General features: G+C 63.1%; 10 protein-coding genes. 2 read left to right on the forward strand and 8 right to left on the reverse strand.

What is annotated here, in order from left to right:
- Nucleotides 1-186: 186 nt before the first annotated feature.
- From DID98_RS31995 to fdhA, 7 genes are all read right to left on the reverse strand, one after another.
- The gene (locus DID98_RS31995) at nt 187-1,524 is read right to left on the reverse strand and encodes an MFS transporter (RefSeq protein WP_185640913.1); all 1,338 of its coding nucleotides are present in this window, start codon (nt 1,522-1,524) and stop codon (nt 187-189) included.
- A gap of 29 nt (nt 1,525-1,553) precedes the next feature.
- On the reverse strand, nt 1,554-2,888 hold the full coding sequence (locus DID98_RS32000) for an FAD-binding oxidoreductase (RefSeq protein ID WP_124489644.1): 1,335 nt from the start codon (nt 2,886-2,888) through the stop codon (nt 1,554-1,556).
- Nucleotides 2,889-2,920: 32 nt separating this feature from the next.
- On the reverse strand, nt 2,921-3,259 hold the full coding sequence (locus tag DID98_RS32005; protein WP_124449930.1) for a hypothetical protein: 339 nt from the start codon (nt 3,257-3,259) through the stop codon (nt 2,921-2,923).
- A 36-nt stretch (nt 3,260-3,295) separates the two neighbouring features.
- The gene (locus tag DID98_RS32010; RefSeq protein ID WP_185640914.1) at nt 3,296-3,673 is read right to left on the reverse strand and encodes a RidA family protein; all 378 of its coding nucleotides are present in this window, start codon (nt 3,671-3,673) and stop codon (nt 3,296-3,298) included.
- A 53-nt stretch (nt 3,674-3,726) separates the two neighbouring features.
- The gene (locus DID98_RS32015) at nt 3,727-4,941 is read right to left on the reverse strand and encodes an amino acid aminotransferase (RefSeq protein WP_124489645.1); all 1,215 of its coding nucleotides are present in this window, start codon (nt 4,939-4,941) and stop codon (nt 3,727-3,729) included.
- A 57-nt stretch (nt 4,942-4,998) separates the two neighbouring features.
- The gene (gene kynA, locus DID98_RS32020) at nt 4,999-5,868 is read right to left on the reverse strand and encodes a tryptophan 2,3-dioxygenase (RefSeq protein WP_124489646.1); all 870 of its coding nucleotides are present in this window, start codon (nt 5,866-5,868) and stop codon (nt 4,999-5,001) included.
- Nucleotides 5,869-5,945: 77 nt separating this feature from the next.
- Nucleotides 5,946-7,148, reverse strand: a complete 1,203-nt coding sequence (gene fdhA / locus DID98_RS32025) for a formaldehyde dehydrogenase, glutathione-independent (protein WP_124489658.1) — start codon at nt 7,146-7,148, stop codon at nt 5,946-5,948.
- Between the two features lie 452 nt (nt 7,149-7,600).
- Between fdhA and DID98_RS32030 the strand changes: the two genes are divergently transcribed.
- Together DID98_RS32030 and DID98_RS32035 are read left to right on the forward strand one after the other, a co-directional pair.
- On the forward strand, nt 7,601-8,845 hold the full coding sequence (locus tag DID98_RS32030) for an aromatic ring-hydroxylating dioxygenase subunit alpha (RefSeq protein WP_124489659.1): 1,245 nt from the start codon (nt 7,601-7,603) through the stop codon (nt 8,843-8,845).
- Complete coding sequence (locus DID98_RS32035) at nt 8,842-9,876, forward strand: flavin reductase family protein (protein WP_124489647.1); 1,035 nt, start codon at nt 8,842-8,844, stop codon at nt 9,874-9,876. The genes DID98_RS32030 and DID98_RS32035 overlap by 4 nt, the downstream gene beginning before the upstream one ends.
- Before the next feature lie 12 nt (nt 9,877-9,888).
- Here DID98_RS32035 and DID98_RS32040 read toward each other — a convergent pair whose 3' ends face one another.
- Nucleotides 9,889-10,827, reverse strand: a complete 939-nt coding sequence (locus DID98_RS32040; protein ID WP_124489648.1) for a LysR substrate-binding domain-containing protein — start codon at nt 10,825-10,827, stop codon at nt 9,889-9,891.
- Nucleotides 10,828-11,099 lie beyond the last annotated feature (272 nt).

The raw sequence follows: 11,099 nt of genomic DNA on the forward strand, positions 1-11,099 counted from the left end.
GTGGTAAAGGGATGCGAGGGCGTCTATGCACGATCGCGTAGGAGACGGACTGCGCACCACCGTGCGTGACTGCGGAATCGCTCGCGATTCGCTGCGCTCAAAGCAAAACGCGAGGCGATTCCGGAAGGAACCGCGCCGCGTCTTTGAACAAGGGAGCTCGCGCAGGGTGTCCCCGCGCAAAGCGCATCAGGAGCCGCGTACGGGCGTGCCGTGGATCGTCGAGAATGACTGGTCGGCTTCGCCGGCACGCATGTGGCGCCCGGCCAGATAGAAGTGCCACGCTGCCCACAAGCCCGTCAGCGACACCAGCACGAGCACATATCGCAGCGACTCCGCCGGGTTCGACAGATGCGGCGAGATCACGTCCGACAGAAACCCGATCGCCTGCGGTGCAATGACGAGGTTCGCGACGTTCGTGACGAACACGATGATCCCGATGACCTGGCCGCGCATCGGGGCTGGCGTGAGATTCTGCGCCATCGACGCCGACGGACCGATATACACGTAGATCGTCGGAACGAACACCCACAGCATCAGATGCGTGACGGGAAGCGACGTGGACGCGTACGCAACGAACGATGGGATCGTAGCCAGTGCGGTCACGAGTGCGACGAGCCGCGCCTGCGCGAAGCTCGACGCCGCGCGCGGCCGGCTCAGTACCAGCGCGGTGCCGAGCATCGCGAGGCCGCCGCCGATCCCGTGAATCGCGCCGAGGATCTCGCCGGCGCCGCCGACACCGAGATGGAAACTGCGGACGAGGAACGACGGCGTCCACCATACCAGCCCCCAGCCCCAGAACGTCAGCACGGTCGTGCCGGCGATCGCGTGGAATAGCGCCTTGCAGTCGCGGATATGACGCAGGGTTTCCTTGAGACCAGCGCGGCTCGTCGCGCTGTCCGGCTTGTCGAACACCCCGCGCGGCGGTTCGCGAAAGCCGAGCAGCAGGATCGCGACCAGCGGCATTCCCAGGCACCCGAACACGAGCAGGACGGCACGCCACCCGTGCTGCTCGGCGATCCAGCCGCCGCCCGACGAGCCCATCAGCGCGCCCACGGCCGCGCCGACGGAAAAGAGGCTCATCGCGGTACCGCGCATCGGCGGCGAGAATTTGTCCGCCAGCAGCGAGACCGCGCACGGCATGCAGCCTGCCTCGCCGATCCCCACGCCTATCCGAGACAGGAAAAACGTGAGCGCGGTGCTGCTCGTGCCGCACAGGACCGTGAAGCCGGACCAGACCGCCAGTGCGACGCTGATCATCCGCTTGCGGTTCACGCGGTCCGCGAGCAAGCCGAGCGGCAGGCTCAGCGTCACGTAGAACAGCGCAATGGCCGTGCCGGTCATGAATCCGACTTCGCTGTCGCTGAGCCGGAATTCATGCTTGATGGGTTCGATCAAGGTCGACACCACGTAACGATCCGCGATGTTAACCGTGTAGACCAGCGTCAGAAGAAACAGCACCCACCATTTCGTGGCGTGCCCTTCGCGTGCGGTCGATGCCGCTTGATACCGTGTCTCGCTCTTCATGTCTGTCTGATTTCTCGTTCTCGGGTCTGCTACTTCTCGGAGCGGCCCGCCCATTTCTGGGCCGCGAGCACACTTCTTACGCCGATGTCCAGGAACGGCCGCCGCGGCAGCAGGTCGGGCGATCCCAGGGCCAGCATGTCACCGATCAGCGGATGCCCGGTATCGCAGGCCAGCTCGGCGACAAGCGCGCCGGCCGTCGTCTGTTTGGCAATGCCCACGCCGTTGCAGTTGACTGCCGCATATACATTCTTCGACAGTTGCCCCCAGCCCGGCGCACCGTTGTGGCTCAGCGAAAGGTAACCTGCCCAAAAATGTTCGAGCGATACGTGCTCTAGCATCGGAAAGCGGGCCCCGAAAAGCACCTGATGCGTACGCCGCATGCGCTCGCGCAGCGCCGCCGGGCAACGCAAGGTCGGCGCGAACTGGAACCCGTACCGGAACAGGATCCGGAAATCCTGCGTATATCGTAACGTGGCGCCAGCGATGCCGTGAGCCGGTGTAATACCCCAATCGTACGAGCCGCCGAGGGCGGCTCGCTCGTCGGATGTCAACGGCCGCGACAGGCTTGCAAACAGCACAAACGGCAGCAGTTTCCGGTCGAAATACCCGAAGCGGTTGATGAACGCGTTGTTGGTGAGCACCGCGTTTCGCGCGGCCAGCCGTACACCACTGCGCAGGGTCGCCACCACGGGCGACCCGGGCTCGATGTCGAGCACCGGCGAGTGCTCGAACAGTTGCACGTTCGCCGGCTGCGAATCGGCCAGCCCGCGCGACAGCGCAGCCGGATTCAGGAGCCGCGTGCCCGGCGTGTAGATCGCGGAATCGTAGTACCGCGTGCCGAGCCGTTCGTGGAGCGCGTCCCCGCGCAGCATTTCGTAAGGCTCCCCCAGCGCGTCGAGCTCGGCCGCCGTTGCGCCCAGCAACTTGCGTGAGATGTCGGGTGAAACCGCGCAGTCGTAGCGCCCCCGCTTGCTCCACTGGCATTCGATCCCATGCACGCGGACCAGCTCGTCGAGCGTTTCGATCCCGTAGCGACTCAGTCGCATGTGGCGATAGCCCTTTTCCGTGTTGTCGGGGTCGTGATCGTTGTTGTGCGGAAGGTCGATCGCGAATCCGGCGTTCCGTCCATGCGCGCCCTCGCCGACTGCCTGTGCGTCGACGAGCGCAATCGTATGGGACGGGTTCAGGATGGCCAGCCGTCGGGCTGCCGATAACCCGGCATAGCCGGCGCCGATCACGAGCCAGTCGAAACTCGCCGACTGTCGCGCCGGTTCACGCGGCACGCGCGGCGGCAGGATTGCCGACCAGCCGTTCGTGTTGTCGTCGGCGGGGAGCAATTTCTCTGAAGATACTGAAGCGTTCATGCTGCAATCCGTTTCGAAGGGCCGCGCGTGCATCAGGCGGCCGTGACAACGAAGAAGAATTCCGCGTCGCGGCCGGAATACGTGACGACCGATCCGCGGCTCAGCGACAGCACGTCGCCGGCCTGCGCGAGCAGCTGCCGGCCGTCGCACGTCACGCCGAACGTGCCGCTGAGCACATGAATCACTTCGTCGTAGTCGAGTGTCTTCGCGGGTGTCTCGCCCGCCTTCAGCCGACCGAAACCGGACGCGAGCGAATTCCCGGTCGAGCGCACGGCCCAGGCGATACCGCCACCGCCTTCTTGCGCCCCTTCACGGATATCCCACACCGCGTCATCGGCACGTGTCAGCGCCGTCGTTGCAGAATCGTTCATATGCAAAATCGTGGACCAAGCCGTTCGAATCGAACTTTAGGAAAGCGCCACATACGCGACGATCTCGATGAGCATCTCCGGATGGACGAAGCCGCGGACGACCACGCTCGACCGATTCGGGTACGGATCGTCGAAAAATTCCCGGTAAACACGATCGATCGTCGGCATGTGACTCGCATCCTTCATATAAATTAGCACCTGCGCGACGTCGCGCATCGCGCCCCCGGCCGCGGCCACTGCCTGCTGCAGATTCGAGAAGGTCAGTCGCGCCTGCGCGTCGATCGGTCCGCCGTCGATCGCACCGTTCATCGTCACCGGCCCGTGCGCGGTGAAAAGCAGCGTGCCGACCCGGGTGGCCCAGGAAAATGGCTGGTTCAGCGCGGGAAGACCCGTATCGATCGTTTCGCGAATCATGGCAAGTGAATGTCGATGTTGAAGGAAGGGCCGGACTGCGCCGGCCGTGGCAATCAGCTCAATACGGCCGTTCGCTGCCGAAGCACATCCGCGATCGCTTCGCCGACATACGCGACGTTGCCGTCGTTCAACCCGGCAACGCACATCCGGCCCGATTGAACGAGGTAGATTGACTTCTGCTCGCGCAACACGTCGACCTCAGTCGCAGTCAGACCCGTATAGCTGAACATCCCGCGCTGATCCGTCAGATAGCGCGCATCGACCTCGGGTGCGATGGCTTCGAGCGCCGCACGCAGCTTCTGTCGCATCGTCTTCATGCGCTGCTGCATCGCGCCGACTTCGTGCTGCCATTGCTGCGACAGCGTTTGGCTGGTCAAGATCGCGCTGACCAGCTGAGAACCAAACGCCGGCGGACTCGAATACACCTTTCTGACCGCTGCCTTCAGTTGCCCCTGCACGCGCGCGGCGGTTTCCGCATCTGCGCATACGATCGACAGCGCACCGACGCGCTCGCCATACAGCGAGAAGTTCTTCGAGAACGAGTTCGACACGACGACCAGCAGACCGGCGTCGACCATGCTGCGGATTGGCGCGGCATCTTCATCGAGCCCTTCGCCGAAACCCTGGTAGGCCATATCGACGAACGGCAACAGGTTGCGGCGCTTCAGCACATGGATGACCTGCGCGAACTGCGCCGCCGACAGATCCGCGCCGGTCGGGTTGTGACATGACGGCTGAAGCAGCACGATGCTGCGCTCAGGCAACGTGCCGAGCATCGCGAGCATGCCGTCGAAGTCGACGCCGTTCGTGCGGGCATCGAAGTACGGATAGGTATCGACAGCCAGCCCGGCCGACTCGAGCAGCACGCGGTGGTTGTCCCACGTCGGGTTGCTGATCCAGATGCGGCTGTCCGGCAGCGTGGCCTTCAGAAAGCGCGCCGCGATGTGAATTGCGCCCGACCCGCCGATCGACTGAATCGTCGCGATACGTCCCGACGTCACCGCTTCCGAATCGCTGCCGAATACGATGTGCTGGACCGCCGTGCGAAACGCCGCGTCGCCCTCCATCGGCAGGTACGTGTGAGGCTTCCCTGCATCGCGGACGAGCGTTGCCGCCTGCCTGACCGACGCCAGCACCGGAATCCTCCCCGCTTCGTCGTAATAGAGCCCGATGCCGAGGTTGGTCTTTTCCGGGCGGGCGTCCGCGACGAACGCTTCCATCAGCGACAGAATCGGATCGCCGGGGAAGGCTTCTACGTTTCTAAACATTTGACGTCATCCTAAATGAATTGCTTGAATCTGCTAGCGCCACGATACGCGCCGGAATCAGAGTTCGGTCCGGATCTGCCAGAGCTCGGGGAACAACACGACGTCGAGCATCTTCCGCAGATAGCCGACGCCTTCGGTCCCGCCGGTGCCGCGCTTGAACCCGATCACGCGCTCGACCGTCGTCAGATGGCGGAAACGCCATTGCCGGAAAGAATCCTCGATATCCACGAGCTTTTCTGCAAGCTGATAGAGGCTCCAGAACGTCCCCGGATCGCGATAGACCTGCAGCCACGCGGCAGCGACGGACGCGTTGTACCGGGTCGGCTGTGTCCAGTCCGTGTCGAGGCGGTCCACGTCAACGGGCAAGCCGGAGCGCGCGAGCAGCCTGATGCTTTCGTCATACAAAGACGGGGCCGCGAGCGCGTCGCGCAACAGCGCCTCGCTCTCCGGCCGATGCTCGTGCGGGCGCAGCATCGTCGCGTTCTTGTTGCCCAGGATGAACTCGATCTCGCGGTATTGGGCGGACTGGAAACCCGACGACAAGCCGAGGTAAGGCCGCATCGCCGTGTACTCCGGTGGCGTCATCGTCGCGAGCACACTCCAGGCCTGGACAAGTTGATCCATGATCCGCGACACGCGTGCGAGCATCTTGAACACCGGCTGCAGTGCATCGTCGCGAACGCCGATCCTGGCCGCGCGTAGTTCGTGCAGCATGAGCTTCATCCACAGCTCGGAGGTCTGGTGCTGAACGACGAACAGCATCTCGTTGTGGTCCGGAGACAACGGGTGCTGAGCGCCGAGGATCGAATCGAGGTGGAGGTAATCGCCGTAACTCATCGACCGGGCAAAGTCCAGCTGCGCGTCGTGCCAGCCTGCGTCGGCAGCGGATTCCGTTGCCGGTGCATGTCCCGAGAATGGACATCCCATTGTGTACTCCTTAGTGCTTGAAAATCAGTCAGCGCGGTTCGTGACACGCTCCGCGCCGTCGGGGCCGACTGAACGTGTTACGCGGCGTCCTTGAACATGCCGTGCGGATCGATGACGAATTTCTTCGGTACACCGGCGTCGAATTCCGCATATCCGGCCGGTGCCTGATCCAGATCGATCACATTGACGTTCACGACATTTGCGATGTCGAGACGATCCCAGAGGATGGCCTGCATCAGGCTACGGTTGTACTTCATCACGGGCGTCTGCCCAGTGAAGAACGAATGCGACTTCGCCCAGCCGAGCCCGAATCGGACCGACAGGCTGCCCTTTCGCGCCGCGGCATCTTCCGCGCCGGGATCGTCGGTCACGTACAGGCCGGGAATGCCGATCCTGCCGGCTGCGCGCGTGACCTCCATCAATGAGTTCAGCACGGTCGCCGGGGCTTCGGCCTGTGAGCCCGCGTGCCCGTGGCCGCGCGCCTCGAAGCCGACGCAATCGATCGCGCAATCCACTTCCGGCTCGCCGAGTAGGCTGGCGATCTGGTCAGTGAGCGACGCGTCCTCAGACAGGTCGATCGCTTCGAAGCCAACACGCCGTGCATGCTCCAGCCTCTTCGGATTCACGTCGCCGATGATGGTGACCGCCGCACCAAGGAGGCGCGCCGATGCCGCCGCGGCCAGGCCGACCGGGCCCGCGCCGGCGATGTACACGGTGCTGCCCGGCGCAACGCCGGCCGTTACCGCGCCGTGATACCCGGTAGGCAGAATGTCGGACAGGCAGGTGAGATCGCGAATTTTCGCCATGGCCCGATCGCGGTCGGGAAACTTGAGCAGGTTGAAGTCCGCGTACGGCACCATCACGTACTCGGCCTGCCCGCCAATCCAGCCGCCCATGTCGACATAGCCGTACGCGCCGCCCGCTCGCGCCGGGTTCACGGTAAGGCACACGCCCGTGTTCTGCGCCTTGCACATCGGGCAGCGGCCGCACGCGACGTTGAACGGCACCGACACGAGATCGCCCTTTCTGAGCGACATCACGTCCGGGCCGACTTCGATCACTTCACCGGTTATTTCGTGACCCAGCACGAGCCCGGCCGGTGCCGTGGTCCGACCGCGCACCATATGCTGGTCGGAACCGCAAATGTTGGTAGCCACGACGCGAAGAATCACGCCGTGACCGGCCTTGCGACCGGACGGATCCGACAGTTCCGGGAACGCGATGTTGCGCACCTCGACCTTCCCGGGCCCGACATAAACCACTCCACGATTTCCTGACATGACGTCTCCGGTTTTTTGTTGTCGCTGGACATCGGACGCGGCCTTCTTGACGACGGCCCTGATTCGCGGCGTTGCGAACGCAATGCGATGTGAGCGATGTCCCGCATCATCGGAGCCGCCAAATCTGCCGTCAAAGCAGTTTTTCTGATCTACCGCATGCGAATTTGCATTCACCACTGCCTACCGGCCACCGCGGATCGACATCGCACCGGCACGGGTTGCCGTGAATGAATTAATGCATGACATTGATTTCGATGAGGCCCGCAAATCCGCGTCGCTGTGATTACCTGCAGGCGAATCTGCGAGTCTCGACGAGCTCTCCGATCCGACAATACCTATCAAAATTTCATGCATCGCATCAGTTTTCATCGCTTGCAGACGTGTCGCCAAGCAGGTGAAATCAGCCCATGCATTCATTCCTTCATGCATTCGAAACCCAATCGAACACCACCATGCTGTCGAACAGTCAACTCACATCGCTCATCGAGTCCCGCGTGGCGGGCCGGTCACTGCCGCAGCCGTTCTATACCGACCAGGCGGTGTATGAACGCGACCTCGAACTCATCTGGGAGCGCCAATGGATCTTCGCCGGCGTGTCGGCCCAGATTCCGAAGCCCGGCAACTGGTTCACGCTCGAGGTGGGCGCCAGTTCGATCGTCGTGATCCGCGACCGGACCCAGGCGATCCGCGCGTTCTACAACACGTGCCGTCACCGCGGTTCGCGCATCTGCGCCGGCGACAAAGGCTCGTCCGGCACGCTCGTGTGCCCGTACCACCAGTGGACCTACGGGCTGGACGGCAAGCTGATGTTCGCGAAGGAGATGGGCACCGAGTTCGATGCGTCTCAATACGCGCTGAAGCCGGTGCATTGCGAGTCGGTCGAGGGCTACATCTTCATCTCGCTTGCGGTCACGCCGAGCCCGTTCGATGAATTCCGCCGGCAAGTATCGCCGTATATCCGACCGCACGGACTCGACAACGCGAAGGTCGCGTTCGAATCGACGATCGTCGAGAAGGGCAACTGGAAACTCGTTCTCGAAAACAATCGCGAGTGCTATCACTGCTCCGCGAGCCACCCGGAACTGCTGCGCACGATTTCGGAATTCGATGGCCCGACGGACCCTCGATTCGGTGGCGAATACGCCGAGAAGTGCGAGAAGGACGAAGCACGCTGGGCTGCGGCCGGATTGCCGTTCAAGCCGATCGAAACCACCGGCGGTTATCGGATGGTGCGTGCCGCGATGGAACGCGGGCGCTCGTTCACGCTGAGCGGCGAGCTTGCGTGCAGGAAGCTGCTGGGGACCAACCAGGATCCGGACGTCGGCTCGTTGCGGCTGCTGCGCTTCCCGAACACGTGGAACCACGTGCTGTCCGATCACGCCATCGCGTTCCGGCTGCTGCCGCTGAGCGCGACGGAGACGCAAGTGACGACCTGGTGGCTCGTGAACGAGGACGCGGTCGAAGGCGAAGACTATGACCTCGACGATCTCACCGCCGTGTGGAAAGCGACGAACGCCCAGGACCAACGACTCGTCGAAGCCAATCAGCAAGGCATCAACTCGAAGGGCTATCAGCCGGGCCCCTACTCTCCGCTGGTCGAGCGCGGCGTGACGGAATTCATCGACTGGTACCTTGCCACGCTGAAGTCGGAACTGGCCGGCACACCGAAGACCATTCCCGTGGAGTGCATCGCATGATGAACGGCAGCGCTTTCACCGACGCGGTATGCGTCGATATCGCGCGCGAGAACTGGAACGTCAAGACCTTCCGGTTTGCGCTCGCGCAGCCGCGAGAGCAGGTTGCATTCGAACCCGGTCAGTATGTGACGCTGTGCGTGAACACCGGCAGCGACACGCTTTACCGGTGCTATACCATCTCGTCGGCACCGCAAGCCCACGGCAACGCGATATTCGAGATCACGGTCAAGCGTTCGCCGACCGGCGCGATGTCGACCTGGCTTCACGATCGGCTCGCTGTCGGCGACGGCCTCCAGGTGTCGCGGCCGGCCGGCGATTTCGTGTTGCCGGCGAACCCCGCCGAGCCGCTGCTGTTCGTTGCCGGCGGCGTCGGGATCACGCCGCTGATGTCGATGGCGCGCGCCGTGTACGCGCGCGGCGAGCGTACCGACATCCAGTTCCTGCAGTTCGTCCGGACGCCCGGTGATCTGCTGTTTCGCGACGAGTTGTTGCGGATGGCACGCGCCTCATGCGGTATCACGTCGCATTTCTACACGGCGGACGAAGCGAGCGTCGATGTTCCGGCCGGGATGCTGTCGAAGGCGGTGCTTGATCACTCGACGCCCGACTGGACCGCGAGACAGGTGCTGTGCTGCGGGCCAGACCCGTTCATGTCCGTCATGCGCGCGCTGTTTCTGGAGAACGGCGGCGCCGAATCCCGCTTCCACCAGGAGCGTTTTCAACTGCCGGAACAGGCGCCTGCGCATGTGCCGAGCTCGGTGGGCGTATCGCGTCTCCGATTGTCGCGGTCGCTCGTCGAACTGGACTGCGCGCCCGGGACGGCTATTCTCGACGCACTGCATGCGCTGCCGAACGGCCCCAGGATCCCGAATGCATGCCGCTCGGGCGTGTGCGGCACCTGCAAGCTCCGCAAGCTGGACGGACAGGTCGAGATGAATCACAACGGCGGCATCACCGACGAGGAAATCGAGGACGGCTACATCCTGCCGTGCTGCTCCGTGCCGCTGTCGGACGTCACCATCGAGTTCTAGCGCCCCGCGCGGCTACGTCCACAGGCTCTGGTTTGCGAAATCGGTCAGCCAGCTGAGGAAGATCCTTGCGGGCGCACTCAGCTCTTCGGTGTCCGCATAAACGATGTATTCGCACAACCCCGTCTTCACGGAAACATCCAGCGGCCGGACGAGCAGCGCGCCGCGGTCTTCTTCCGGAACACCATACGCCCACGCGAGCGCGACGCCCTTACCGCTGCAGGCCGCGCGATAGACCAGGTCATAGTTCGACAGCGTCAGATGCTTTCTCGCCGCGCCGTGCTGAACGCCGGCATGTTCGAGCCAGGTGTCCCACGAATTGGAATCCGCGCTGTCCGATGCGTATTCGATCAACTCGCACTCCATCAGATCCTGCACGGTCTTGATCTCGTGCGCTTTCTGATACGCCGGCGTGCACACCGGAAAGATTTCTTCTTCGAACAGCTTGACCTTGGCCAGGTTCGGCCAATGCCCGTCGCCATATCGAATCGCGAGGTCGACCGGTTCATGCCACGGATCGACCAACGAGTTGCTGGCCAGCACGCGAATGTCGATGTTCGGATGCTGCGTGCTGAACTCGAATATCGCGGGCATCAACCAGAAATTGGCCATCGCGTTGCTCGCGGCAATGGTGACCGTGCTGGTATCGAGCGCTTCGATCATCGTCACCGCCCGGCGAATCGTATTCAGGCTCTGCGCGATGGCCTGCTGGAAAATGAGACCGGCGCGCGTCAGCTGGATCTCCTTGTGCCGCCGGGTGAAAAGCGGCACGCCCATGCGCTCTTCGAGTACTTGAATTTGCCGGCTCACCGCGCCCTGCGACAGGTGGAGCTCCTCCGCCGCCTTGGTGAAGCTCATCAACCTCGCCGATGCTTCGAAAGCGGAAATCGTATTGAGCGGGGGCAACCGCTTGCGGGGCGTTGACAACTTGGCGTCTCCCGGGACGTTCTGCATGCGTACCTAGGCTTGAAAGCCTCGACTGGAAACTGTACTGCATTCAAAAATATGAGGCTACGGACCTGATGGATCGGTTGAGTAGGACATACCCTAGGCGCCTTCCGTTCACTCTGAACAGACGACACGCACGAAATCTGCCTCTGTTCGTGAGGTCCTTCCCAAGCCGCTGCTGCATCAGTAATCGCATGCAGCAGCGTCCCGCGCATCGACACAAAAGTCGTGGCCTGCCCCTCGCCACGCTACCTTCACAGTGCGTTCGGCGCCCCCGT

It is taken from the genome of Burkholderia sp. Bp8984 (assembly GCF_003853755.1).
Lineage (GTDB): Bacteria > Pseudomonadota > Gammaproteobacteria > Burkholderiales > Burkholderiaceae > Burkholderia.